The following is a 23,443-nucleotide window of genomic DNA, read 5'->3' as shown; positions in this document are numbered from 1 at the left end:
GAGCGGCGGCTCCCGGCGAAGCGAGGAGGCGGCGTGAGCGCCTACGCGGTGACCCGCCTGGCGTGGGATCTCGAACATGTCGACGGGCTGCGCGACCGGTTCGACGCCGACCCGGATCCGGTGCTGGACGGCTACGCGCTGACCCCCACCGAGCGGGCGGCGATCGTCGACCGCGACGCCCCGGCCCTGCTCGCCGGCGGCGTCAACCCGGTGGCGCTGCGCAACCTGATGGTCCTGCTCGGCGCGGCCGGCGCCCAGATGTACGTCCGCTCGCACCTGGGCGTCGACCGGACGGGCGGGCCGGCGTGACCGCGGCGGTCGACGCGACCCGCGCCGCGCTCGCCGAGCTGGGCGTGGCCACCTGCCACGAGGCGCTGGGCCGCGTCGGGCTCTGCGCCCCGGAGCTGCGCCCGATCTACCCGGGCGCCCGCGTCGCCGGCCCCGCCGTGACGGTCCTCTGCGCGCCCGGCGACAACCTGCCGATCCACCGCGCGGTCGACGTCTGCGGCCCCGGCGACGTGCTGGTCGTCGCGACCACCTCGCTCTGCCGCGACGGGATGTTCGGCGAGCTGCTCGGCGTCGCGCTGCGCGCCCGCGGCGGCGTGGCGCTGGTGACCGACGCCGGCGTCCGCGACGTCGCCGACCTCACCGCGATGCGGCTGCCGGTCTGGTCCCGCTTCGTCTCGGCGCAGGGCACCGCGAAGTCCGACCCCGGCGCGGTCAACGTGCCGGTCGTGGCCGGTGGCGCGCTCGTCCATCCGGGCGACGTGATCCTGGCCGACGACGACGGCGTGCTGGTGGTCCCGCGCGCCCAGGCCGCCCGGGTCGCCGCCGCGGGCCGGGAGCGCGCGGAGAAGGAGGCCGCCGCGCGGCGGAGACTCACCGCCGGCGAGTCCGGCCTCGACGTGCACGGCCTGCGCCACCTGCTGGCACCGGCACCGGACTCCGGAAAGGGGAGCCGCCCATGAGCGCGGAGCTGCGCGAACAGATCGCCGTCGGCTGCCGGATCCTCGCCGGCGCGGCGCAGGGCGACTACGTCTGGGGGCACCTGTCCGCGCGTGACCCGGACGGTGCCGGCACCTGGATGAAGGCCGCCGGCTACGGCTTCGAGGAGATCACCGCCGACCGCACCGTGCTGGTCGACCGGGACGGGCGCGTGCTGGACGGCACCGAGCGGCGGCACGCCGAGTATCCGATCCACACCGAGATCATGGCCCGGCGCCCCGACGTGAACGCCGTCGTGCACACGCACTCGCGGGCCGCGGTCGCGCTCGCCGCCACCGGCCGGGCGCTGGAGCCGGTCTCCCACGAGGGCACCTTCTTCACACCGCCGGACGTCCCCCGCTTCACCGCCACGGGCGACCTCATCCTCACCCGCGAGCTGGGCGCGCGGCTCGCCGAATGCCTCGGCGACCGGCCCGCCGTGCTCATGGTCAACCACGGCGTGGCCGTGGCCGCCAAGGACATCCCCACCGCCGTCGTGGCGACGCTGCTGCTGGACGCGGCCTGCGACATGCAGCTACGGGTACTGGCGGCCGGCGGCGCCGCGCACCGCTCCAGCGACGCGGAGGCACTGTCCAAGCGGGAGCACTGCTACGGCGACGCGCTCATCGACGACGCCTGGCGCTACCTCGTCCGGCGGCTCGGCACCGGCTGAGTCACCGGTCAGCGGGGTTCGCGCGTGCGGCGGACGGCGGCTCGGCGCCGGCTGAGCCGCTGGTCAGCGGGGTCGGCGTGTGCGGCGGGCGGCTGCTCGACACCGGCTGGGCCGCTGGTCAGCGGGGTTCGCGCATGCGGCGGATCGCCGGTACGGCCAGGCCCACGAGCACCCGCCGCCGGTGCAGCCACCACATGCCCAGCGCGGCGGCGGCCAGGCCGGCGGCGACCGCGAGGAGGGTCTTCTCCAGGATGGCCGCGCCCGCACCGGTGAGCACGCCGGCGGCGATCAGCAGCGGCAGCGCGCAGCAGGCGGCACAGGCCAGGACGGCGAGCGCGCCGGTGACCTTGCTGCGGGTCGGCGGGGCGGCGTCGATCCGCACCGGGACCGGCCGGGCGGTGACCTCGGCGGGCCGGTGTGTGGGCAGGGTCATCGGTGTGGTCCTTCCAGGTGGCTGAGGTCGATGAACGGGATCGGGCACTCCGGGCAGGTGCAGTTGGTGAGGCTGTCGCAGTTCGCCGAGACGACCTGGGCGAGCGCGTCCCGCATCGCGGTCAGGTCGGCGATCTTCGCGTCGATCTGGTCGATCTTGGCGACGGCTCGCTGGCGCAGGTCGGGCGAGGGGTGGCGGCGCCGCCCGGTCTCCAGCAACTCGGCGACCTCGTCGAGGGTGAAGCCGAGCCGCTGGGCGGTTTTGATCACACCGAGCAGGGCGACCGTGTCGGTGGGATAGATGCGGTGGCCGCCGATGCTGCGCCGTGGTGCGGCCAGCAGGCCCCGCCGCTCGTAGTAGCGCAGGGTCTGGATGTTGACCCCGGCCCGTACGGCGACCTCGCCGGTGCGCAGTCCGGTGGGTTCCGTGCTCATCAGGGATGCCTCCGTGTGCTGGCGGCCCGCTGTCCGGCGCCGTTCCGCTTCGACCGTAAGCCTGTACCTGGGTACCGGATGCAAGCCGGCGCCGGCACGACCGACCGGAACAGCCGCACGCCGTGAGGCGCCGCGTGATGACGCCATACTGACCGCCGCGGCGACCCAGTGCGGGCGGGGCACCGGGCGTCCGCGCGACCACCATCTGCGCCACCTGACCGGCCTGTATCACGTCCCGCCGGCGGGACTCTGAGTAGGCAGGAACGACGCGAGGAGGCCGCCATGGCCAACGCTACAGATGATCTCGCCGCCCAGCCGGCGCCACGGGTTCTCGGCTTCGGCCCCGACAGCGCGGTCGAGGTGCGGCAGCGCGACGACACGAGCTGGACGGTGCTGCGCGCGCTCAGGTACAACGCCCGGCTGCGCGACTTCGAGGTGCCCGTCGACGGGGAGACCGACTTCGCCTCGGTGCCTCGCCTGTTCGTGTGGTTCCTGCCACGCTATGGCCGCTACACCGCGGCGGCGATCCTGCACGACCACCTTTGGCGGGTCGTCGTGCCCGCCTCCGGCGGCGACCTGACCTGGCGGGACGCCGACGGCATCTTCCTCCAGGCGATGCGGGAGCTCGGCGTGCCGTTCCTGCGTCGCTGGATCATGTGGGCGGCCGTGCGGTGGGCGGCCCTGACCAAGCGCGGCGGGCGCGCGGGCTGGTGGCGGGAGGCGTGGCGGGTCGCGCTGGTCACGCTCGTCGCGCTGCCGGTCGTCGCGCCGCCGGCGGTGCTGATCGCCCTCGCCCTGGTGGTCTTTTACCTGATGGAGCTGGTCGCCTGGCTGCCCCTGCGGCTGGCCCGCGCGGTGCGCTCCCGGCTCGGCCGCCGGGCCAAGCGGGTCAACCAGCCACATCTGCGCTGGACGCTCTGACCGTCCGTCCGGAGTGGACAGCCGTGCGGCCGGGGCGGTGGACGCCCCGGCCGCACTGTGATTACGGGTCAGCTGTCGGAGATGATGGCGAAGGCCCGGTTCCAGTTCTTCGCCTCTGTGTCTGGCCGGTAGTTGTTCTCGATGTTGCCGGCGGCGTCGACGGAGAACCAGAAGACCCGCGTGCCGTACGGCACGGTCAGGGTCTCGCCCCCTTCGCGGACACCGGCGGAGGCGTAGAGCGTCGAGTCGAAGGTGGGCTTGCTGCCGTCCAATGTGTAGAAGACGGCGGCCGGCTCGCTCACGTCGAACTTCACGTCGACCATGCCCTCGGTCGCGCTCGGCGCGGTGACCAGCGTGCTGGTCGGCCGCTTCTTGTCCTTGTCGTACGCGCGGGCGACTCGCATGAGCTCGACCAGACCGTTGGCGTACTCCAGGGTCTGCTGGTGCGCCTCGTCCCAGGCCGGCTGGAAGGAGGTGCCGACCTCGAAGTTCCAGGCGTAGATGCCGTACTTGTACCAGAGCATGTCACCGGAGTTGCCGGCCGCGGAGTAGAGCACGTCGGAGATCGGACCGGTGCGGGCGGGGGTGACCGCCATGTTCCGGTGCCGCTTGATGGCGGTCAGGATCTGCGAGGAGGCGCCCCAGAAGAACGACTCCTCGGCCAGGGTCGGGCGCGGCGCGGAGATCCGACCCGGGACCGAGTACGCGCCCGGCGACCACATGAAGTAGTTGCCGGAGGAGTGCAGGTTCATCGAGAACTTGATGTTGGGCCGGCTGGCCAGCCAGTCGAGGTTCTTGTTCTCCGGCTCGGAGAGCTCGCTCGGCCCGGCGTACGTGTCGCCGGTGCAGCTCGTCGAGGCGCCCGAGTACCCGTCGAAGAGGCTGTACTCGCTGTAGTTGCGGTTGTTGTCGACGCCCCACGAGTTGCGGGCGAGCGCGTCGGTCGAACCGCCCTCGGCGCAGTGGTTGGTCATGTTGCGCCGCTGCGAGTTGAAGTCGTAGAACGAGTAGTGCCCGCCGTCGGGGTTGATCGACGGGACGATCCAGATGTCGAGCGTGCGCAGCAGCTCCTGCGTCTTGGGGTCGTGCTTCTGGTTGCGCAGCAGCCGCTCGGCGGTCTCGATCGTCACCAGCGGCGGGACCCACTCGCGGGCGTGCTCCTGGGCGTAGGCGAGGACGCCGGTGCGGGAGCCGTCGCGGAACTTGCCGATCCGGATGGCGTACACCGGATGCGGGTCGCGGGAGACGGAGGCCGGCGCCCGCAGGTTGTCGGTCAGCGGGGTCGCGGCGACGGGGGTGACCACGCCGTCGCCGGCGCTGCCGCGGTACGTGTACGCCTTGACCAGGCTGCCCGCCGCCCCGTTGACGACCGCGGCGACCTGGGCCGCGGTGCTGGTGACCGCGCCGCCGGCGTCGGTGGCCAGGCTGACCCGGATCGCGCTGCCGGTCACGGTCGCGTTGAGCGGCTGGTTGGCGGCACCGGGGTCGGCCAGCTCGACGGTGATGTCGTTGCCGCCCTGGTGGCCCCAGGCGAGCGAGTCGACCGCCACGCGGCTGGCGTTGGCGGTGCCGAGCACGACCTGCGCCTTGCGCCGGTAGCCGTTTGTCTTGTAGGGCAGCTCCACGATCTCGGCGAGCTGCGGGTACTCGGCGGCCAGCCGCTTGATCCGGTCGTACAGCTCGGTCGGCGTGAGGTAGCTGGTGACGAAGTCCTTCTGGTAGCCCGGGCCCTCGGGCGACTCGCCGTCGATCGGGAGCCACTCCTTGACCTGCGCGACCGCGACGTCGCCGGTGGGGCTGGTGATCTGGATCCTGTCGGGCCGGGCGGTGACGGCGGAGGCGCCCCGGTGGTACAGGTACACGCCGGCGTCGACGAACCGGGAGATGCTCTGCGTGCCGCCGGACCCGATCGGGGTGCCGGGGCCGCTGTCCCGGCTCACCGTCAGCGTGCTGGTGGAGGTCTGTCCCTGCGCCCACTTCGCCTCGACCGAGAGCACCTGGTTGGTGCCGGAGGTGTAGTAGTCGGCCCGGATGATCCGCACGTCGGAGGCGGTCGCGTTCTGGGCCAGCGTGGCGGAGAACGCCTGGTTGTCCGCCTTGTGCTCGGCGATGGTCGCCTCGCGCTCGCCGATCCGGTCTTCGCTGTCGTCCGGGTCGAAGAGCGTCTGGCCGACCCGGTAGCCGAGCGCCCTCAGCCCTTCGACCTCGTTGGGCGTGACCACGGCGTGGACCACGATGCCCGCCTCGGTGTGGGAGACGTGGTGGTCCAGGTCGACTCCGGTGGCGACGAGCCGGTCGAGCTCGTCACGATCGGCCACCGTGACCTCCACGACGCTGGCCTGCTCGTCGGCGAAGCGTTCGAGGATGACGGGGGCGTCGCCGGCATCGGCCGGCGCGGCGGGGACCGCGGTGGCCGGACCGGCCAGCAGGACGAAGGCGGACGCCGCGGCGGTGGCCGCGAACAGACCCCTCCGCCACCGTGGCAGGAAGGAAGAAGACATCTCGGTACCTTTCGACTGCGGCGCAACAGAACCGTGAGGTGTGCGGACAGGCGGGTACCGCCATCCACAGTGGATGGACGGTGGGGCGCCGCACGGTCACGCCCGTGCGGCAGCCCGAGCCGCGCCCCCCGCGTGGCGGGGACGTCTGCGGCGGAAAAGTATCGGCGGGGAGAGCGGGGACGGTGGATGGAGGTTCGACCATCCTGGATGCCATCGACTTGATCTGTCAATGACCGGTCGAGGCAGCTCATCGGCTGTAACAGGGCGGCCGTCCACATCGGCCACCGGACGGCTCGGCGGCGGGGCGCGCGTCGCCCGCGGCGCCGGTCACGACTCGCGGATGGCCTCGCCGGCGATCTCGATCCGGACCGTCTTGCCGACCAGCACGCCGCCGCTCTCCAGGGCGACGTTCCAGAGCAGGCCGTACTCCTCGCGGTTGATCTCGGCGGTGGCGCTGAAGCCGAAGATCTCCTTGCCGTACGGGTCGCGCCGCGCGCCCCCGAACTCCACCTGGAGGTCGACCGGGCGCGTCACGTCACGCACGGTCAGCTCGCCGGTGAGCACGAAGCGGCCGGCGGCGCGCTGGGGCGCTGGGGCGACGCCCTCGCGCAGCCCTCGCTGGTGTGCCTTGAGCCGGGCCCAGAAGAAGATCGGGTCCTCGGTCTCCGGGCGCTTGATGCCGGTGCTCCGGTACTCCAGCGTGGGGTACGTCTCCACGTCGAGGAAGTCGGCGCTGCTCAGATGGGCGTCCCGATCGGCGCTGCCGGTGCTGATGCTGGCCGTCTGGATGGTGGCGGTCACCGACGATTCCAGCGGGTCCTCGGCGACGACGATCCGGGCGGTCGCCGTCTCGAACTCGCCCCGCACCGGGCTGACCATCATGTGCCGGGCCAGAAAGCCGACCCGCTTGTGGGCCGGGTCGAGCTCGTAGATCCCGGGCGCCGGGATGATCAAGCCCTCCCAGGACCGGGTGGCGAAACCGCTCACGGTCGGAAATACCCCCATCTTGTACTCGGCATCGGCACGCACCGCACTCGCCGCGCTACGTCCGGGCGCCACCTGCCGTACCCCCTGCTCCAGGATAAAGATGCTGGCCAGGGGCCTGTGAGTGGATCATGGGGGGGCCGAAAGGGGGATGTCGCGCCGGGCGCCGGGAGATTTCCTTGACGGCGCAACGACTTTGGTGCGGGGCGGGACCGCCGGCGATCGACCGGCGTTGACCCGCGACCGCCCGAGCCTCGCCGGCGGGCGTGAAGATTCTCACGGCCGGGCGCCGCTCTGGCATGACCGCGCCGGGGGAGCGTGCGGTGCGGGACCTCCCGGCGGCCGTCGCCGCCCGCCGCCGAGGGGGAGTGGCCAGGGTCATTCCCGAAGTGGTTGACGCATCAACTGTTGCGTTCGAATAATTGACCGGTGATCTCCATGGTGCGCGACGTGATTCCCGGCTGACGCCCACCATGAGCCGCACACGAGAGCGCACGACGGTCGGCATCCTCGGCGCGGGCAGGTTCGGCACCGTGCTCGCCCGGCTCGCGCTCGCCGCGGGCTACCGGGTCCTCGTCGCCGGGTCGGGCGAGCCGGCGCGGATCGCGCTCGCCGTCGAGGTGCTCGCGCCCGGCGCGGTCGCGGTCACCGCCGAGCGGGCGGCCGCCGGCGCCGACATCGTGGTGCTGGCCCTCCCGCTCGGCAGGTACCACACCGTGCCCGTGGACGCGCTCCGCGGCCGGCTCGTCGTCGACACGATGAACTACTGGTGGGAGACCGACGGCGTCCGCGACGACCTCACCGACCCCCGCACCTCGTCGAGCGAGATCGTCCAGGCGTTCCTGCCCGGTTCGCGGGTGGTCAAGACCCTCAACCACATGGGGTACCGCGATGTGGAGGCCGAAGCCCGCCCCGCCGGCTCGCCCGGTCGCAAGGGCATCGCGATCGCCGGCGACGATCCGTCCGATGTGGACGCGGTGGCCGACCTCGTGGACGCGCTCGGCTTCGACCCGGTGGCCGCCGGCCCGCTCGCCGAGGGCGTGCGCTTCGAGCCCGGCACCGACCTCTTCGGAGCCAATGTGGACGCCGAGCGGATGCGCGGGATGCTGCGCCGCTTTCCCGAGTCGGCCCGCGGCTTGGCGCTCGCCCGCGCCCGCTCCGGCGACCCGCTGTGACGGCTACGCCGCGGGCTTCACCGCCCGGGTCGCGAAGTAGCCGGACAGCCAGCCCGCGGTGGCGTCGGAGTGGTGCGGCGCCTCCGCGAAGGCGGTGATCACGAAGCCGGCGGCGAGCTGGCCGCCGATCTGGTCGGCCATCGTGTGGCTGTACTCCAGCGGGGCGTCCGCGCCCCACAGCCGCTCGCGCTCGCCGGCGGGCATGTGGGTCAGGTCGCTGTAGGGGAGCCGGTGGCGGACCACCAGTTCGCCGCGCGTGTCCAGCGTCTCGTGGTCGAAGAGGAAGACGTCCGGGTTGACGAAGCCGCAGAGCAGCGCGCCGCCCGGGCGCAGCACGCGGAAGCACTCGCGCCAGACCGGGGCCAGCTCGGGCACGAAGAGGTTGGAGACCGGGTTGACCACCAGGTCGAAGGAGTCGCCGGCGAACGCGGAGAGGTCGCGCATGTCGCCGAGCACGGTGCGCAGCTCCAGCCCGTCGCGGCCGGCCACCAGCTCGTCCTGCGCGAGCTGCCGGGGCGAGTTGTCGAAGACCGTGACCCGCGCGCCGGCGGCGGCCAGCGTCGGGCCCTGCTGCCCGCCCCCGGAGGCCAGGCAGAGCACGTCGACGCCGGCGAGGTCGGCGGGAAACCAGGAGCGATCGACCGGCTCGTAGCCGATCAGCACGATCGACCAGTCGCCCGCCCGCGCTCGCGCCACCGTCTCCGGCGAGACCGGCCGCGACCACTCGTTGCCCTTTTCGACCTGGAGATCCCAGGCCGCGCGGTTGTGCACCACCGGATCGACGTCCATGCCGCTCAAGGTAGGCCATGCCGCCGCGATCCTCGACGGAATTTGCGGCCGCCGCCGCGCCCGCGGCGCCCCCGCACCGGCGGCTCCGGGTCCCGGCTTGGGGCGTCAGGTCGGTGTGCTGGAGAAGCTGTCGAGCTGGGCGCACCGGTGCGCCCAACCTGGACGGACGCCGGATGCGTGGGTCGTGGGGTGGATCGCGCGGACTGCGAGCTGGCGCTGCCGACCGGGACGCGGGTTCAGGAGTGGTCGAGGCCGCCGGCGCTGATCGATCTCGGTGGGCGGCTCACCGGTTGCCGACCCAGCTCATGTCCGGCCATGGTCCGAAGTCGAACTCCTCCACGACGCGGGTCAACGCGGACATGGTCTGCTCGCCCGCGGGCCCACTGTCGAGCTGCGCGAACACCTCGACGCCGGCGGGCAGGGTCAGGAAGAGCTGATTCATCTCCGGAATTCGCCAGCCCTTCCACTCGCGGATCCGGATCGGCTCGGTGGCGACGGTCGTGTTCTCGAATTTGGTGGCGGCGCCGGCGCCGATGCTGATGAGGAGCTGCCGCCCGCCGGTGCCGTTGACCACAACATCCTGGACCCAGTCCGTGTCCTGGAAACCGTGACGCAGCCGCCACGGCGTGGTCGCCATATCCGCCGGACGCCAGCCGAAGCGGGGGCCGACCCCGATGCGTCCCGGATCGGGCCGCACCGACCGCGCGACCCGCATGGCCAGGTCCCGCTGGGCGTCGGCACCGTCGTCCGTCAGGACACTCACCATCAGTTGGGGCTGGCCGGGGGCCCGCCAGGTGACGTAGGTGGCGAACCGGTCGGCGTCCACCTGGACAAGCTCACCCGGTGCGCCGTTGACCTCGACGTTTTCCGGCGTTCCACCAGGGCGGTCCGCGTCGAGCGACGGATGCCAGCCGACCAGCAGCGAGATCGGCTGTTCAGCCGGCCCTGGTTGCCAGTCCCGGGAAATGACGGGAGCCCGTTCCCCGTCGACGACGACCGTGCGTGCGCTCTCGCCGTACCGCTGGGGCAGCCACGCCGGCCGGTACTGGAGTGGGACGTCAAGCCAGCCGCCGCCGGGTCCGCCGTCGAGCACGGGGAACCCAGGCCCGGACGGGCGGGTGGCTCGCCACACGCCTGCTGTCGCGACGCCGGTGGAGGCCGCGACCACGCCGGCGCCGGCCAGCCGCAGCACGAGCCGGCGCCGGTGGTGCTGACGGACGCGGGCGGCGAGCGCCGCCCGGATCCGGTCCGGTGGCGGTGCCTGGTCGGCCAGGGCGGCGAAGGCAGTACGGATGGCTTCGCTGTCGATCATTCTTCCTCCTGTGGCGGCTGCGTCGCGGCGATCCCGCGGAGCTTGGCCAGCGCGCGCGACGCCTGACTGCGTACCGTCCCCTCGGTGCAGTCCAGCAGCGCGGCGATGTCGCCGTCGGCCATGTCCTCGAAGTAGCGCAGAGCGATCACGATGCGCTGACGGGCGGGAAGGGTACGGATCATCTGGAGGATCGCGGCGCGTTGCACCACGACCACGTCGGCGCCATCCAGGACGGGCGCGGGCGGCTGGGCGCGCTCGCGGCGCAGGGCGGCGGCCACCCGGCGCCGGGCGGACAGCAGCTCGTTCACGATCATCTTGCGCAGGTACGCGTCCGGCACGTCGACCCCGCGGATCTGTTTCCAGCGCGCTTGCGCTTTGATCAACACGTCCTGCACGACGTCCTCGGCCACGTGCGGATCACCGGCCAACGCCGTCGCCTGCCGAAGAAGCGCCGGCAGCCGAGCCGCGACGTACTCCTCGAATGTCAACCGACCCTCCTCGCCTCGCCTCTAACACGAAGCTGCATGGCGTTTCCGTTGCTCGGTCCAGCCCGATGTCCCGACCCGGCGTGTACACCCCACGTGATCGACCAATTCTTGGGCCATGCCCCGATCGCCACGGACGGACCTCTGGTCGCCCCGCGCAAAGGGGGCTTTTGTCAGGGACTTTGCCGCTTGCGGTGGCCTCGAAGGGGCTATGTCCCCGACATTTGCCCGCGGACCTGCCGGGTCCGGCGCCGGCTGGCCCAGCGGACCCGGCACGCACGCCGCGCATCCGGCGTCCGTCCGGGTTGGGCGCGTCGGTGCGCCCAGCTCGACAGCTTCTCCAACACACGACTCCAGGTCCGAACGCGGCCCAGCCCTCGCGACCACCTCATCCCGGGAGCAGGGCCACGCTCCACGGGCATCTGCTGCTAGCCCGACGCGTCTCGATCCAGGGGCTGACTGCCCGGTGGGCGGTCGGACGCCCGCTGCCGGTCACGCCCGCCAAGGGGGGAGGTTGTGGGAGCGCGGAGGGTGCGGCCGCGGGAGCGGCGGTCTGGACCGCGACGGGCGTCGCGGTAGCTCGAATCCTGAAATCGTGGGGCATCCACGACTGTGACTGAGGTGAGTCCTCGGAGCCCTTGCGCGGGCGGCGGAAGGCGTCGATGGTAAGGACCGGCGGGGTCGGTGCCTGACCGGGCGTCCGGGCCGCGCAGCGGGCCACGAGCGCGTCGGGAGCGGCATGAATCTGGAGCTGCAACGCATCGTCGACACGATGGCGGCACGCGTGGGCCGGCCGGCGCTGATCGAGGATCGGCGGCACCGTGTGGTCGTCTACAGCGAGCACACCGGCACGATGGACGACGTCCGCCGCACCTCGATCCTGCGCCGGCACACCACGCCCGAGGTCATCTCCTGGTTTCGCGACATCGGCATCATGAAGGCCCGCGCGCCGGTGCGCACGCCGGCCTGCCCCGAGCTCGACCTGCTGCCCCGGCTCTGCGTGCCGATCGTCCACCGTGACCTGCTGCTCGGGTTCGTGTGGTTCATCGACGTCGAGGGCGGCATGAGCGACGCGGACATCGACGTGGTGACCCGGGCGACCGGTGACCTGTCGTTCGCCCTCTACCGGGAGAACCTGCTCGGCGAGCTGGCCTCCCAGCGCGAGGCGGAGGCGGCCCGCACGCTGCTGGCGGACAATCCGGAGACGCGCGACGAGGTGGCCCGCTCCTTACTCGCCGACGGTGTGGTGACCTTCGACGGCCCGGCTACCGCGGTGGTGGCCCAGCTCGTACCGGCCCGCGGGCAGGTGCTCGACGAGGTCGCCTGGATCGCACTGGAGCAGGTGCTCGTCGCGACCCGGCGGTGGATCGGCGTGCACGAGGCGCTCCACCTGCTCCGCCACGACCAGGGCGTACTGCTGATCCGGGGCGGGCAGGTCGCCGGCCGCCCGTCCGCCGAGGCGGCCGCCGGATACCTGAGCGAGGCGCTGGAGGCCGCGATCCGCAACCTCGCCTCGGTGGCCCGGGTCGTGGTCGGCGTCGGCGCGCCCCGGCCCCGGCTGGCGGACGCCGTGCACTCGTACGACGAGGCGCTCCAGTCGGTCCGCGTGGGGGTGCGGCTGGCCGGGCTGGGGCGCATCGTCGCCTGGGCCGACCTCGGCGTCTACCGCACGCTGTCGCAGATGGACGGTCGTCACCTCGACGTGGCCGGCGTCCACCCCGGGCTGCACCGGCTGCTCGGCGACGAGGCCAACCAGGCGCTGCTGGAGACGTTGGAGGCATACCTCGACCTGGCCGGCAACGCGCACGCGACGGCCGAGCGCCTGCGGCTGCACCGCACCACGCTCTACTACCGCCTGCACCGCGTCGAGCAGCTCGCCGAGACCGACCTGAAGGACGGCAACGAGCGGCTCTGCCTGCACCTGGCGCTCAAGCTCGCCCGGCTCAGCGGCCAGTACGGCCCGGGCTCCTGAGCGCCTGGGGCGGCCGAGGAGAACCCCCGCCAGCGCCGCGATCACTGTTCGCATCGCTTCACCTCATCCCAGGACAAGTTCGCGGAGCCGGGCGTCCAGAGTGGACGCGTCGAGCCCGCCGGGCCAGCCGCGCAGCAGCGCGCCGCCCTTGGCGACGATCACGACGGCGGCGGGCTCGCGGACGGCGTACGACCGGGAGATCGTGCCGTCCGCGTCGACCACCACCGGAAACTCGGCCCGGTGCGCGCGCAGGTACGCGTCCAGCTCCGCCGGCTCGTCGTCGTTGGCCACGCCGACGAAGACGACCCGGTCGCGGTACGCGCGGGCCAGTTCACTGAGCGCGTCCTGGCGTTCGGCGCAGACCGTGCACCAGGACGTGAGGAAGAGGAGCACGACCGGGCGCTGTGCCCACAGGTCGGCGGCGGCGAGGCTGGTCCCGTCGGTCAGCGCGCCGGTGAACGCGGGCGCGCCGGGCGCGTCCGGCGGGGCGGGGCGCGGCGCGAGCCCAGCCGGCACCGGCCCGGGCAGGGCCTCGGCGCCCCCAGCCGGCTTGACCGCCTCGCCGCCGCAGCCGGTCAGGGCGAGCACCACAGCGAGCGCCGTCGCGGCCAGCCTCATGACGGCACCACCGCCACCAGCGAGTCGGCGTCCGCGGTGAGCGGGATCGGCGCGCGGTCGTCGACGACCAGGCTGTACCCCGCCCGCTTGGGCACCGCGACCGGCACCGCGAACTCGCAGTACGTGGGGATCCGCTCGACCTCGAGATCCTCCTCGAAGGTGCGGACCGCCTTGCCGGGCGGGAGGCGGCCGCCGGTCAGCGTCTCCCCGTCGCCGTCGAGCACGCGAAATGGCGCCCGGTTGTGGAAGAACGTGTACGCCCCGGTGCCGGCGCAGTCGACGCCCTCCTCGCGGATGTTGATGTCACGCACCAGCACGCGGACCGTCCTCGCCTCGGCGGCCTCGTCACCGCAGCCGTTCAGGCCGCCCCCGAGGAGCGCCGCGGCGACGACCGCCGCGGCGCGCCCGATGGGTCGCCGCATCGCGGGTCAGTCCTTGTCGACGCGGCAGGGGCTGGTGACCGTCTTGCTCGGGTCGCTCACCGAGGTGGCGGTCAGCTTCACGAAGCCGGAGGGCGCCGCGTTCGCGGTGGCGCCGACCGAGACCTTGACCTTCGTACTCTTGCCGAACCCGACCGAGGCCAGCGCGTTGGGCACCTCGACCCGCCAGCCGATCCCGGCCACGTCGGCGGTGAGGCGGTACACGTCCGACTTGAGGTACGCGGAGACGTTCTCCGGATGCTGCTGGCCGCCGGCCGAGTAGGCGCCGGTGTTGGTCAGCGTGAAGGTGCAGGTGACGCCCTTGTTGGTGGGCTTGGTGCCGGTGCTGACGAAGCCCTGGCCCAGGTCGACTCCGTGCGTGCTCGGGCCGCCGGTGCCGTCCAGCGACCGGACCGCCACCTTGTACGACAGGATGCCGTCCGCGTCGCGCTTGAGGTCGAGCACGTAGAAGTGCAGGCGGTTGGCCGCGTCGACGTACTCGTACTCGCTGCCGGAGCGCGTACCGGCGTGGAAGAGCGCGTCGGAGAGCTGCCGGTAGTCGCCCATCGTGATCTTCTGCGGCGTGCCATCCGGCCGGTAGAAGTCGATCATGTCGATGTCCTGCGGGTTCGCGTCGATGACCCACACGAAGGGCGCGCTGTCCGCGTTCTTGGTCTTGCTGATCAGCACGCCGCTGTCCGGCACGAACGAGTCGGCGCCCATCCGGTCGACGACCTCGACCGTGTAGTTGTTGTAGCCGCCGCCGTCGCAGAGCGGGTCCTCGCTGGTGACACAGGCCGGCGAGTTGTCGCGGTTCATCGCGATGTTGATGCCGGTCAGCCCCTTCGGCCCGGCGTCGACCGCCCGCGCGGTGATCTCGGCGACCACGAGCCCCGACGACGAGAGCGCCTCGCGGGAGAGCCGCAGCAGGTGCTCCTCGCCGAGCAGCCCGATCTTCACCTTGTCGCGCACGGTGTGCAGCGAGCCGATCGCGCCGCCGTTGACCGGCGGGATCTGCCACCGCGTGTGCGGGCCGCCCGGACCGTTGAAGGTGCCGCGCGACATCATGCTCCAAATCCCGCTGTACGCCCGGCGCAGCGGGACGCCGTACGGGTTGTTGTAGTTGTCGCCGATGCTCAGCAGGTGGCTCAGCTCGTGCGCGTACGTGCCCATGCCGGAGCTCTCCGCCTGGGTCGAGGAGCCGCCGCCGGCGTTGGGCCAGATCGCCGAGGCGGCCTTCCAGGAGGTCCACTCGACGTACCTGGTGCGCGCGTAGTTGGGCAGGCTCGGGTCGGGCGGTCCCCACGCGTCCGGCACGTCCTCCTTGGTCTGGAACATCATCTGCCCGAACTCCTGCCAGGTCGACGACTCGTCCTGGCCGGCGGAGAGGATGAAGACCAGCTCGTACTGGTCGGCGACCTCGTCACCGACGGCCGCGCGCCAGGCGCCGAGCCCGTCGGTGCGGATGTTGCGGGCACACTGCTCGCCGGTGGGGCAGGCGCCGGGGTTGAAGCCGTTGTCGATGCCGTACTGGTAGGACTTGGCGGGCATCTGGTACGGCCCGAAGCCGGCCAGGTCGACGCCGTACCGGCCATTGGAGTCCTGCATCCAGTACTCGTGGAGGGTGTGCCCCTTGTTCAGCGTGTTGGGCGTGTTGAGGAACTCCTGGTAGAACCTCGCCACCTGGTCGCGGGGGATGTTCTGGGCGGTCGCCTGGGGGTTGCCGAAGACCGTCGAGCGGGCCCGCTGCGTGACGACGAAGGGCTGGTCCGGATAGTCGAGCGTGACCAGAGCGATCCTGAAGTCGCGCACCGACCCGCTCACCGAGGGATCGGCCCAGTTCTTGCTGGGCACCGGCCGGTAGTCGTTCCAGGTCATCGTGTCCGGGTTCTGCCATGCCTGTGGGTCGAGCACCTCGAAGGGGCCCGTACCGCCGGCGGGGTTGCCGGGCGCCGCGAGGGCCGGCCCGGTGGCCACGGAGACGACCAGCGCGGTCGCGACCGCCGCCGCCAACCCCGTCCGCCAGGTGAGTTGAAGGTGCATCCCATAGCCCTTCGTCGGAGGTGTCGGCGCGCGGACCGCCACGGAGGTGACCGTGAATGTATGGGCGCCGGCCCGAGCGCGTCACTGGACATCTGCCGGTAGATCAACTTCGATCCTTTCGACACCTGACTGAGGTCGGTAAATTTCCATGCCTGGGTATGGCGGCCGGCGGCCCGGGCGCCCTAACGTACGCACCCTCGGGTCCTGCGGGCCCCGGCGGGACGCGCGCGCCGCGAGCGGCTCCCCGGGGCGCATTTGGGAGGGTGCATGAGTCGCATCGGCAGGCTGCTCCGCGTGGCCGCTGCCCTGCTACCGGTGGTGGCGGTCGCCGTCGTGGGCGGCGCGGTGCCCGCGCTGGCCGCGCAAGCCCCGGCGATCGTCGTCTCCGCCGGCGTGACGCAGCCGGTCTTCGGCTACTCGGACGCGATCCGCGAACGGCTGTTCATCGATTCCACGTTCGACAGTGACCGGGACGGGCTGCGCGACATCATCGCGTTCGACGTGATGCGCCCCAGGGCCACGCTCGACGGCCTCAAGGTCCCCGTGATCATGGACGCCAGCCCGTACTACTCGACGCTCTGCCGGGGCAACGAGGGCGAGTGCAAGGCCGACCTCGACGGCGACGGGCTGCTCGACCGGTGGCCGCTCTTCTACGACAACTACTTCGTGCCGCGCGGCTACGCGGTGATCCTGCTCGACATGGTCGGCACCGGCAACTCCACCGGCTGCCCGACCACCAACGCCAACGAGGACAACCTCAGCGCCAAGCAGGCGATCAACTGGCTCAACGGCCGGGCCACCGCCCGGAACGCCGCCGGTGAGGTCGTCCGCGCCGACTGGCACAACGGCAGGACCGGCATGATCGGCAAGTCGTACGACGGGTCGCTGGCCATGGCGACGGCCGTGACCGGCGTGAAGGGCCTGACCACGGTGGTGCCGATCAGCGGGCCGACCGAGTACTACGACTACGTCCGCAGCAACGGCGTGATCACCCGGGGCAACAGCTACGTCGCCTACCTCGCCAACGTCGTCACCAACCCCGAGCGGCGGGCGTACTGCCAGCCGACGCGGGACCGGATCGCCGCCGAGGACGGCGACGAGCACGGTGACTACACCGCGTTCTGGAACGAGCGCAGCTACGTCAAGAAGGTCCCCAACATGACCGCCAGCGTGCTGCTCTACCACGGTCTCAACGACGACAACGTGCGCGCGGACCACTTCAGCAAGTTCTGGTACGCGCTGGCCGAGAACGGCGTCCCGCGCAAGCTGTGGCTGTCGCAGGAGGGGCACGTCGACCCGTTCGACTCCCGCCGCGCGGTGTGGGTCGAGACGCTGCACCGGTGGTTCGACTACTGGCTGCACGCCGTGCCCAACGGCATCATGGACGAGCCGAAGGTCGACATCGAGCGCGCCGCCGACGTCTGGGAGACGCACGCCGACTGGCCGATCCCCGGCACGGCGGGCACCGAGGTCTTCCTCCAGCCCGGCGCGGGCGGTGCCGGCGGGCTCAAGCTGGTGCCGGTGGCGCAGCCGAGGAGCGAGTCCTTCCAGGACAGTCCGACGCAGAGCCAGAACACGATGATCCTCAACCCCGACGCGGTGCAGCCCAACCGCCTCGCGTACCTGTCGGCGCCGCTGACCGCGCCACTGCACATCTCCGGTACGCCCGAGGTGCGGCTGCGCGTCGCGGCCGACCAGACCGACACCAACCTGGGCGCGATCCTGGTCGACTACGGCACCGCCGAGCGGGTCAACCACCGCGCCTCGGGGGAGGGCATCATCACGCTGGAGACCCAGGACTGCTGGGGCGAGAGCAGCCCGACCGACGACGGCTGCTACAGGCAGACCCAGAAGCGCGTGGCGACGTCCGATGTGGAGCTGGTGACCAAGGGCATCATGGACGCCCAGAACCGGCAGTCGATCCGCGTGGCGGTGCCGCTGGTGCCCGGGCAGGCGTACAACTACAGCTTCCCGCTGCTGCCCGAAGACTACGTCTTCCAGCCCGGCCATCGGATCGGCGTCATCATCGTGGGCAGCTATCCGCAGTACTCCAGCCAGGCCGACCAGTCCCGGGCAAACCTCCAGGTGGCGCTGAAGACCAGCAACGTGGTGCTGCCGATCGTGGGCGGTACGGCGGCGGCGCACGCGGCCGGTCTCTGATCTCTTGTCGGTGAAAGGCCGGTGGCGCGTCCGTCCGAGGCGCCACCGGTCCCTGTCCGGGGAGGCCGGGGCGCGCACCCGCAGGCACTCCACACACGGCGGCAGCGCGGCGATCTCGACGCATGTGTCAGTGCGATACATGTCGTACACAAAGTCGATCGCCGACTGATCACTGCCCCTGATCGGACGCTCCGGAGCCGAACACAGCGCGTACCCCCACATCCCGTCGTCCCCGCCGCCCGCTCCGTGGAGATCCACGGACAGATGCCGGAACGTGCCGTCCGTACACGGTTGAGGCGTCATCGGGTCCTCCTCACCACCGGATGCTTCGCCGGTCGCCCGTGACAGCGGAGCCTATCCATGCCCCGCAACGGGCCCCGGCGCACGCCGTGGAGGGATGCTTGGGCTCCTGACGGCGTAGGCTGGAAACGCCCCCTGTCGGAGGCGCCATCGGCTTCCGTTCGAGGGGCCACTGGCCTCCGTTCGAGGCGCCACTGGCCGAAAAGGCAATTCTGCCAAATAGCCGAGTCATGAATCCGTCTTGTCGTCGGCTGGTTTCGTTGATGTCCCGAGTGGATGATGTGGCTATCCAGCACCTCACCCTGGAGCGCGAATGCTCACACCACTCGAGGTCGCCCTCGTCGCGCACAACGAACGCTTCGCCGACGATGATCCACGCTGGCTCGACCAGGTCGCCGATCTTGTCGACGGGCTGCGTCGCGGCACCGATTCCGTGCGATACAGGCGTACCCCCGTGCCCGGCACCAAGGGCACCGTCGACCAGCTGATCCTCTCGCTCGGCTCGGCGGGCGTCTTCACCGCGGCGATCGAGATCGTTCGCGCCTGGCTGGCGCGCGACAAGCGGCGGGCGATCGAGATGACCGTGACCGGCGCGGACGGCCAGCAACGCACCGTCCGCGTCACCGCCGAAAACGCCGGCCCCGAGTCCTTCGCGCACATTCTCGCGGTCGTGTCGACAACCCTGCGGGAACGGCAATGACATACCGGGCCCTGCTGATCGGCAACAGCACGTTCGACGCCGACGCGAGCCTCAATCCGCTCAACGCACCGACGAAAGACGTCGCCCGCCTGCACCGGGCACTGGTCGACTCCGAGACCGGCCTCTTCGCCGACGAAAACGTCCGGTTGGTGACCGAACGCACTACTGACGAACTGCTCGACGAGCTCGACGCTTTCTTTTCCTCGGCCCACCGCGAGGATCTTTTGTTGCTCTATTACAGCGGGCACGGGCTGCTCGACGAGCGCAATCGGCTCTTTCTCTGCGGACGCAACACACGGTCCGACCGGCTCCTGCGCACCGCGGTCAGCAATGTGCGGATCAACGAGTTCATCGGCCAGTCGGTGGCCAAGTGCACCGTTATCGTGCTCGACTGTTGCAGCAGCGGCATGTTCAAGGGCGGCGGCGTGGGGCTCCAGTTGGCCGGCCCCGGGCGATACATCGTCTCCAGCACCCGGGGCAGCGCCCTCGCCAACGACGCGGCGACCGCGACCGGCACGAGCCTGTTCACCGAGTACCTCGTGACCGGCCTGCTCGGCGAGGCGGCCGACCGCAACGGCGACGGTTACGTCGACCTGCGCGAGATCTACGACTACGTGCACGGCCAGCTCACCGCCAGTACCCACCAGGTGCCGCACTGCCGGTTCGACGGTGACGCCGCCGTCTCGCTGGCACGCCGGCGCGTACCCCCGCCCGAGCCGCCCCCGATCAGCAAGGTGCCGCGTACGGGCCAGCGGCGCGAGCCCGTCTTCGCGCTCTCCGAGACCAGCATCACGCTCCGCGACGTCGACCCGGAGGAGCGGCTGGCACCGGAGGTCGTCGAGATCTACCAGCTCGGCGACGAGCCGGTCGACTGCACGGCCGAGACCGAGGCGTCCTGGCTGAGCACGGAGATCCGCGGCGACCGCGTGGTGATCCGCCTCAACCCCCGCGAGGGCCCCAACCGCGGCAAAATCATGATCCGCGACCGCGCCTCGGGGACGGCACAGGCGCTCCGCGTCGAGGTACACGTCAAGCGCCGCAGCCGACCGACCCCGCAGCCGACCGAGCCCATGACGAAGGGCCTCGCGCCGTCTTCGTCGGCTCCACCGCCTCCGCCGCCTCCGGTCGTGCCGCCTTCGCAGGTGGTGCCGCCTTCGCCTGTCGTGCCGCCTCCGGTGGTGGTGCCGCCTGCGGAGGCCGCGGCGCCTTCGGATGCGCCGCCTGCGGAGGCCGCGCCGCCTCGGCCGCAGGCGCGTCCCAAGGTGGTGCCGCCCATCACCTTCGAGCCGCCGCCGCACATCCGTGCCCAGCCTCCCGCCCAGCGACAAGGGACGGCGCCGGCGCAACCACCACAGTGGACGGCACAACCGGTCGCTCCGCAGCGGCCGGCACCGCAGGTCACCTGGCCCTCCCCGCCGGAGCCTCAGCCGGCGCCTCTGCGGGAGCCCGAGCCGGACCCTCCACGGGAGCCGGAGCCGGAGCCGACCAACCGAAAGGCGGTGGCGGCCCTCGTCGTCGCCATCCTGGCGTTCCTGCTGGTCTTGTCGGCCGTCGGTGTGCTCCTTGTCCCGGTGGCACTCGTGCTCGCCCGCAAGGCCAGTGCGCACGACGAGCGCTCCGGCCAGCCGGCGGGTCGAGGGCTGATCAAAGCCGCACGGATCATCTCCTGGCTGGCGGTCGGGGCCTTCGCCCTGGCCGTCACGATCGGACTCATCGCCAGCGCGTCGTAGATGATCTGTGCCGCGGGACAGACCTGGGCTACCGCGATGTCCGCCGAAACTAGGTGCCTGTGGAGCGTGGCCCTGCGTCCGGACCTTGCCGAACCGAACAAACCGATAGAAGGCAGCCATCCGCAGAGGTCATCGTGGACGGGGCCGAAAGCTCTCTGGAGAGATTTCGGTGTCGGGGTGGTCGTGTGGCTGGGCTGCGTTCGGAGCTGGTGTGGTGTGTTGGAGAAGCTGTCGAGCTGGGCGCGCCGGTGCGCCCACTCCCGGGACGGGTCGCCGGATGCGTGGCTGGTGGTGTGGATGCCGGGGCCGGTGGGCCAGCTGCGCCGGACCTCGGCGAGGTGTGTGTGGGCGTTGTCGGGGACATAGCCCTTTCAAACCGGCCGCAAGGGGCTGTGTCCCTGACATAGCCGCTTGTGAAGTGACCAGGCCCGGCGGCGGCGTGGATCTTGATGGCCGTGAGCGTCCCCGCCCCCGAATACGCGGATACGTCTTCGACCAACAGGCTCAGCCGCGCCTAGCCCGGCCCGCGGCCCAAGCGCCCCGCCGCGGGCGCGACGAGAACCCGCGCCGCGAAGCGACACCAAGCCCGACCGCGAAAGCTCTTCAGGGCCGGCACGCCTCCGGTCGAGGCTACGGAGCCGCGTGGCCGTGTGACGCGCGTCGCCCATCGTGGGCGTCACAAAGCGGTGGGGATCGGCGTCCTGTGTGCATGGGGCAGGTTCGAGAGCGGAGAGGTAGGAGCCAGCTATGAGCGAGCGCATGGACCGCGCCACCGAGGCGTACGTCGCCCACCGCAACCTGCTCTTCACCGTCGCCTACGAGATGCTCGGCTCGGCCGCCGACGCGGAGGACGTGCTCCAGGAGACCTGGTTACGGTGGGTGAGCATCGACCTCGACACCGTACGGGACCAGCGTGCGTACCTGGTCCGGATCACCACTCGCCAGGCGCTCGACCGGCTGCGTGCGCTCAGCCGCCGCAAGGAGTCGTACGTCGGGCCCTGGCTGCCCGAGCCGCTGCTGACCGCGCCCGACGTGGCCGAGGACGTCGAGTTGGCCGACAGCGTCTCGATGGCGATGCTGCTGGTGCTGGAGACGCTGGGACCGACCGAGCGGGCGGTGTTCGTGCTGCGCGAGGTGTTCGACCTGGCGTACGAGGAGATCGCGGAGGCGGTCGACAAGAGCCCGGCCGCGGTCCGCCAGATCGCCCACCGGGCGCGGGCGCACGTCGCCGCGCGGAAGCCACGCGGGGTCGTCTCACCGGCAGAGACCCGGGACGCGCTGGAGGCGTTCCGGCGGGCGGTCGTGACCGGCGACCTGCAACGCCTGCTCGACATCCTCGCGCCGGACGTCGTCTTCCTGGGGGACGGTGGCGGAGTCGTGAAGGCGGTCCCGTCGCCCGTCATGGGGGCCGCCAAGGTGGCCCGCCTGCTGGTCGCCGGGCTGGGCCGGATCGCCGACGCGGTGTCGCTCCAGCCGGCACAGGTCAATGGCCACCCCGCGCTGCTGCTCCGGCTCAACGGCGAGATCGACACCGTCCTCGCGCTGCGCATCGACGACGGCCTGATCAGCGGGCTCTACGCCGTACGCAATCCCGAGAAGTTGTCGCACATCGAGCGGGAGACCGCCGTGACCCGCTGAGGGATTTTGGCCGTATCGCGGTGGGTCAGGGGCGGCGCGACCGGCTCGGGGCCGACGCGGTGCGCGGTGCGGCCCGCAACCGGAGGCGGTCAGTCGTCATCGCCGTCGCCGTCGCCGTCGCCGTCGCCGTCGCCGTCGCCGTCGCCGTCGCCGTCGTCATCGTCATCCTGGTCGCCGCCCGGGCAGCCGGTGAGTGCCACCAGGCCGGCGGCGCCAGCGGTCGCCAGCAGGGTCCGGCCGAAGAAGGCTCGCCGACCCATCGTGGGGCCGGGGCGCGGGTCGTCGACCGAACTCTGCCTCGTGTCGTCCATCCCGGCATCCTGCCAGCGTCGTGGCCGGCTGGGAAGCCGCGCGTGGCCGTGCCCGCCTGACCCGCCGATGTCAGCCCGAACGCGTGGCCGCGTCCCGGACCGCGAGACGCCCGCTCCACGCCGACGTCGCGCTAGCGGGTCAGCCACCGCGGGCGTCGGGGCACGACTCACGCTAGCTGGCCGGCGATCGCCCGAAGCGCAGGCGGAAGTCGGGCAGGGCGAGCGTCACCAGCGGCTGCCGGCCGGCGAGATAGGCGAGCGGGCCGTCCGGCGCCGCGTGCCAGGACGCCGTCGCCCGCTGGACGTGCGCGCGGGAGCGCACCGGCGTGACCGCGATCCGGTCGCCCAGCATCTGCGCGACCGAGAACCTGGCGGGCCAGCGCCCCGGCAGCCGCGCGCCCACCGACAGCCGCGCCTCGGCGATCACCGCGCCGTAGCTGGCGGCTCGCGCGACGTCGCTGCCCGCGCGGGGACCGCCCGCTCGCGGGGCGGGGAGGGTCAGGTCGGCGAGTTCCTTGGGGATGCCCCACAGCTCGCGCCCGCCGTCACGGGAGGCGGGGCTGTCGACCCAGATGTCGGTGATCGTCACCAGCGGCCGGGCGGCACGCCGGACGAGTACGGCGGAGAGCAGCTCGCGGTACTCCAGCACGCCGCCCGGGCCGTAGTCGACCCAGGCGGTGCCGACGAGCGCGCGTCCGGCGAGCGTGAGGGGGCGCACGGCCGGAGGCAGGGGCGGGAGCTGGGCGCGTGGCACCGACCAGAGTGACACGTACATCTGGCCGCGCAGGCGCCACGGCTCGGGCGGATAGCTCGCGCTCACCCTCCCATGCTGCCCCAGATCAGTCGCGGTGGCGGGGTGCG

22 protein-coding genes are annotated in these 23,443 nt (G+C 72.0%); 10 read left to right on the top strand and 12 right to left on the bottom strand.

Annotation, left to right across the window (positions count from 1 at the left end):
* The first annotated feature begins 33 nt into the window (after positions 1-33).
* From ACFFIA_RS08150 to ACFFIA_RS08140, 3 genes are read left to right on the top strand one after another with little or no spacing between them, the layout of a single operon-like run.
* Positions 34-309 carry a hypothetical protein gene (locus tag ACFFIA_RS08150; RefSeq protein WP_377247899.1) on the top strand — a complete coding sequence of 92 codons (276 nt, stop codon included), beginning with the start codon at positions 34-36 and terminating at the stop codon, positions 307-309.
* Positions 306-968, top strand: coding sequence for a 4-carboxy-4-hydroxy-2-oxoadipate aldolase/oxaloacetate decarboxylase (locus ACFFIA_RS08145; protein WP_377247896.1), 663 nt, complete (start codon positions 306-308; stop codon positions 966-968). Before ACFFIA_RS08150 ends, ACFFIA_RS08145 begins: the two co-directional genes overlap by 4 nt.
* Positions 965-1,657, top strand: coding sequence for a class II aldolase/adducin family protein (locus ACFFIA_RS08140; RefSeq protein ID WP_377247893.1), 693 nt, complete (start codon positions 965-967; stop codon positions 1,655-1,657). Before ACFFIA_RS08145 ends, ACFFIA_RS08140 begins: the two co-directional genes overlap by 4 nt.
* A gap of 118 nt (positions 1,658-1,775) precedes the next feature.
* Here the strand turns inward: ACFFIA_RS08140 and merT are convergent, their stop codons facing one another.
* Positions 1,776-2,090, bottom strand: a complete 315-nt coding sequence (merT, locus tag ACFFIA_RS08135) for a mercuric ion transporter MerT (protein WP_377247890.1) — start codon at positions 2,088-2,090, stop codon at positions 1,776-1,778.
* Positions 2,087-2,524 carry a MerR family transcriptional regulator gene (locus tag ACFFIA_RS08130; protein ID WP_377247887.1) on the bottom strand — a complete coding sequence of 146 codons (438 nt, stop codon included), beginning with the start codon at positions 2,522-2,524 and terminating at the stop codon, positions 2,087-2,089. The genes merT and ACFFIA_RS08130 overlap by 4 nt, the downstream gene beginning before the upstream one ends.
* Positions 2,525-2,806: 282 nt before the next feature.
* Between ACFFIA_RS08130 and ACFFIA_RS08125 the strand changes: the two genes are divergently transcribed.
* Positions 2,807-3,445: a DUF1353 domain-containing protein gene (locus ACFFIA_RS08125; protein WP_377247884.1), complete on the top strand. Its 639-nt coding sequence runs from the start codon at positions 2,807-2,809 to the stop codon at positions 3,443-3,445.
* Between the two features lie 68 nt (positions 3,446-3,513).
* Here the strand turns inward: ACFFIA_RS08125 and ACFFIA_RS08120 are convergent, their stop codons facing one another.
* Together ACFFIA_RS08120 and ACFFIA_RS08115 are read right to left on the bottom strand one after the other, a co-directional pair.
* Positions 3,514-5,946 carry a M14 family metallopeptidase gene (locus ACFFIA_RS08120; protein ID WP_377247881.1) on the bottom strand — a complete coding sequence of 811 codons (2,433 nt, stop codon included), beginning with the start codon at positions 5,944-5,946 and terminating at the stop codon, positions 3,514-3,516.
* 327 nt (positions 5,947-6,273) lie between these two features.
* Positions 6,274-6,951 (bottom strand): YceI family protein, encoded by a 678-nt coding sequence (locus ACFFIA_RS08115; protein WP_377248295.1) that lies wholly within the window; start codon positions 6,949-6,951, stop codon positions 6,274-6,276.
* Between the two features lie 452 nt (positions 6,952-7,403).
* Here ACFFIA_RS08115 and ACFFIA_RS08110 point away from each other — a divergent pair, with 452 nt between their 5' ends.
* Positions 7,404-8,105, top strand: coding sequence for an NADPH-dependent F420 reductase (locus ACFFIA_RS08110; protein WP_377247878.1), 702 nt, complete (start codon positions 7,404-7,406; stop codon positions 8,103-8,105).
* Positions 8,106-8,108: 3 nt separating this feature from the next.
* Here the strand turns inward: ACFFIA_RS08110 and ACFFIA_RS08105 are convergent, their stop codons facing one another.
* The 3 genes from ACFFIA_RS08105 to ACFFIA_RS08095 all read right to left on the bottom strand — a co-directional run bounded on the left by ACFFIA_RS08105 (position 8,109) and on the right by ACFFIA_RS08095 (position 10,694).
* Positions 8,109-8,894, bottom strand: coding sequence for a class I SAM-dependent methyltransferase (locus ACFFIA_RS08105; protein ID WP_377247875.1), 786 nt, complete (start codon positions 8,892-8,894; stop codon positions 8,109-8,111).
* Between the two features lie 283 nt (positions 8,895-9,177).
* Positions 9,178-10,206, bottom strand: a complete 1,029-nt coding sequence (locus ACFFIA_RS08100; protein WP_377247872.1) for a hypothetical protein — start codon at positions 10,204-10,206, stop codon at positions 9,178-9,180.
* Positions 10,203-10,694 carry a SigE family RNA polymerase sigma factor gene (locus tag ACFFIA_RS08095; protein WP_377247869.1) on the bottom strand — a complete coding sequence of 164 codons (492 nt, stop codon included), beginning with the start codon at positions 10,692-10,694 and terminating at the stop codon, positions 10,203-10,205. Before ACFFIA_RS08095 ends, ACFFIA_RS08100 begins: the two co-directional genes overlap by 4 nt.
* Positions 10,695-11,430: 736 nt before the next feature.
* Here ACFFIA_RS08095 and ACFFIA_RS08090 point away from each other — a divergent pair.
* A complete protein-coding gene (locus tag ACFFIA_RS08090) occupies positions 11,431-12,663 on the top strand; it encodes a PucR family transcriptional regulator (protein WP_377247866.1) in 1,233 nt (410 codons plus the stop codon).
* Between the two features lie 63 nt (positions 12,664-12,726).
* Here the strand turns inward: ACFFIA_RS08090 and ACFFIA_RS08085 are convergent, their stop codons facing one another.
* Genes ACFFIA_RS08085 through ACFFIA_RS08075 form a run of 3 tightly spaced genes read right to left on the bottom strand, consistent with a single transcriptional unit; the run spans position 12,727 to position 15,743 of the window.
* Positions 12,727-13,281, bottom strand: a complete 555-nt coding sequence (locus ACFFIA_RS08085; RefSeq protein WP_377247863.1) for a TlpA family protein disulfide reductase — start codon at positions 13,279-13,281, stop codon at positions 12,727-12,729.
* Positions 13,278-13,703 (bottom strand): hypothetical protein, encoded by a 426-nt coding sequence (locus ACFFIA_RS08080; RefSeq protein ID WP_377247860.1) that lies wholly within the window; start codon positions 13,701-13,703, stop codon positions 13,278-13,280. Before ACFFIA_RS08080 ends, ACFFIA_RS08085 begins: the two co-directional genes overlap by 4 nt.
* Before the next feature lie 6 nt (positions 13,704-13,709).
* Positions 13,710-15,743 carry a M6 family metalloprotease domain-containing protein gene (locus ACFFIA_RS08075; protein ID WP_377247857.1) on the bottom strand — a complete coding sequence of 678 codons (2,034 nt, stop codon included), beginning with the start codon at positions 15,741-15,743 and terminating at the stop codon, positions 13,710-13,712.
* A 267-nt stretch (positions 15,744-16,010) separates the two neighbouring features.
* Between ACFFIA_RS08075 and ACFFIA_RS08070 the strand changes: the two genes are divergently transcribed.
* From ACFFIA_RS08070 to ACFFIA_RS08055, 4 genes are all read left to right on the top strand, one after another.
* Positions 16,011-17,903, top strand: coding sequence for a CocE/NonD family hydrolase (locus tag ACFFIA_RS08070; protein ID WP_377247854.1), 1,893 nt, complete (start codon positions 16,011-16,013; stop codon positions 17,901-17,903).
* A gap of 613 nt (positions 17,904-18,516) precedes the next feature.
* Entirely contained in the window at positions 18,517-18,903 is a 387-nt protein-coding gene (locus ACFFIA_RS08065) for an effector-associated constant component EACC1 (protein ID WP_377247851.1), read from the top strand.
* Entirely contained in the window at positions 18,900-20,633 is a 1,734-nt protein-coding gene (locus ACFFIA_RS08060) for a caspase family protein (protein WP_377247848.1), read from the top strand. The genes ACFFIA_RS08065 and ACFFIA_RS08060 overlap by 4 nt, the downstream gene beginning before the upstream one ends.
* A gap of 747 nt (positions 20,634-21,380) precedes the next feature.
* Positions 21,381-22,271, top strand: coding sequence for an RNA polymerase sigma-70 factor (locus ACFFIA_RS08055; RefSeq protein WP_377247845.1), 891 nt, complete (start codon positions 21,381-21,383; stop codon positions 22,269-22,271).
* Between the two features lie 89 nt (positions 22,272-22,360).
* On the opposite strand, the gene ACFFIA_RS08050 is transcribed toward ACFFIA_RS08055, so the two are convergent.
* On the bottom strand, positions 22,361-22,582 hold the full coding sequence (locus ACFFIA_RS08050) for a hypothetical protein (RefSeq protein WP_377247842.1): 222 nt from the start codon (positions 22,580-22,582) through the stop codon (positions 22,361-22,363).
* Positions 22,583-22,754: 172 nt separating this feature from the next.
* Positions 22,755-23,402 carry an acetoacetate decarboxylase family protein gene (locus tag ACFFIA_RS08045; protein ID WP_377247839.1) on the bottom strand — a complete coding sequence of 216 codons (648 nt, stop codon included), beginning with the start codon at positions 23,400-23,402 and terminating at the stop codon, positions 22,755-22,757.
* Between the last annotated feature and the right edge of the window lie 41 nt (positions 23,403-23,443).

The organism is Phytohabitans kaempferiae, assembly GCF_042433955.1.
GTDB classification, from domain to species: Bacteria; Actinomycetota; Actinomycetes; order Mycobacteriales; family Micromonosporaceae; genus Phytohabitans; species Phytohabitans kaempferiae.
Note: the sequence above shows the minus strand (reverse complement) of the source record. Positions and strands in the feature narration are given on the sequence as shown.

What these genes read in the sequence shown, in the direction of transcription:
- ACFFIA_RS08140 (WP_377247893.1), top strand. Translation starts at nt 965, where the DNA reads ATGAGCGCGGAGCTGCGCGAACAGATCGCCGTCGGCTGCCGGATCCTC.
- merT (WP_377247890.1), bottom strand. Translation starts at nt 2,090, where the DNA reads ATGACCCTGCCCACACACCGGCCCGCCGAGGTCACCGCCCGGCCGGTC.
- ACFFIA_RS08130 (WP_377247887.1), bottom strand. Translation starts at nt 2,524, where the DNA reads ATGAGCACGGAACCCACCGGACTGCGCACCGGCGAGGTCGCCGTACGG.
- ACFFIA_RS08125 (WP_377247884.1), top strand. Translation starts at nt 2,807, where the DNA reads ATGGCCAACGCTACAGATGATCTCGCCGCCCAGCCGGCGCCACGGGTT.
- ACFFIA_RS08120 (WP_377247881.1), bottom strand. Translation starts at nt 5,946, where the DNA reads ATGTCTTCTTCCTTCCTGCCACGGTGGCGGAGGGGTCTGTTCGCGGCC.
- ACFFIA_RS08115 (WP_377248295.1), bottom strand. Translation starts at nt 6,951, where the DNA reads ATGGGGGTATTTCCGACCGTGAGCGGTTTCGCCACCCGGTCCTGGGAG.
- ACFFIA_RS08110 (WP_377247878.1), top strand. Translation starts at nt 7,404, where the DNA reads ATGAGCCGCACACGAGAGCGCACGACGGTCGGCATCCTCGGCGCGGGC.
- ACFFIA_RS08105 (WP_377247875.1), bottom strand. Translation starts at nt 8,894, where the DNA reads ATGGACGTCGATCCGGTGGTGCACAACCGCGCGGCCTGGGATCTCCAG.
- ACFFIA_RS08100 (WP_377247872.1), bottom strand. Translation starts at nt 10,206, where the DNA reads ATGATCGACAGCGAAGCCATCCGTACTGCCTTCGCCGCCCTGGCCGAC.
- ACFFIA_RS08090 (WP_377247866.1), top strand. Translation starts at nt 11,431, where the DNA reads ATGAATCTGGAGCTGCAACGCATCGTCGACACGATGGCGGCACGCGTG.
- ACFFIA_RS08085 (WP_377247863.1), bottom strand. Translation starts at nt 13,281, where the DNA reads ATGAGGCTGGCCGCGACGGCGCTCGCTGTGGTGCTCGCCCTGACCGGC.
- ACFFIA_RS08080 (WP_377247860.1), bottom strand. Translation starts at nt 13,703, where the DNA reads ATGCGGCGACCCATCGGGCGCGCCGCGGCGGTCGTCGCCGCGGCGCTC.
- ACFFIA_RS08075 (WP_377247857.1), bottom strand. Translation starts at nt 15,743, where the DNA reads ATGCACCTTCAACTCACCTGGCGGACGGGGTTGGCGGCGGCGGTCGCG.
- ACFFIA_RS08070 (WP_377247854.1), top strand. Translation starts at nt 16,011, where the DNA reads ATGAGTCGCATCGGCAGGCTGCTCCGCGTGGCCGCTGCCCTGCTACCG.
- ACFFIA_RS08065 (WP_377247851.1), top strand. Translation starts at nt 18,517, where the DNA reads ATGCTCACACCACTCGAGGTCGCCCTCGTCGCGCACAACGAACGCTTC.
- ACFFIA_RS08060 (WP_377247848.1), top strand. Translation starts at nt 18,900, where the DNA reads ATGACATACCGGGCCCTGCTGATCGGCAACAGCACGTTCGACGCCGAC.
- ACFFIA_RS08055 (WP_377247845.1), top strand. Translation starts at nt 21,381, where the DNA reads ATGAGCGAGCGCATGGACCGCGCCACCGAGGCGTACGTCGCCCACCGC.
- ACFFIA_RS08050 (WP_377247842.1), bottom strand. Translation starts at nt 22,582, where the DNA reads ATGGACGACACGAGGCAGAGTTCGGTCGACGACCCGCGCCCCGGCCCC.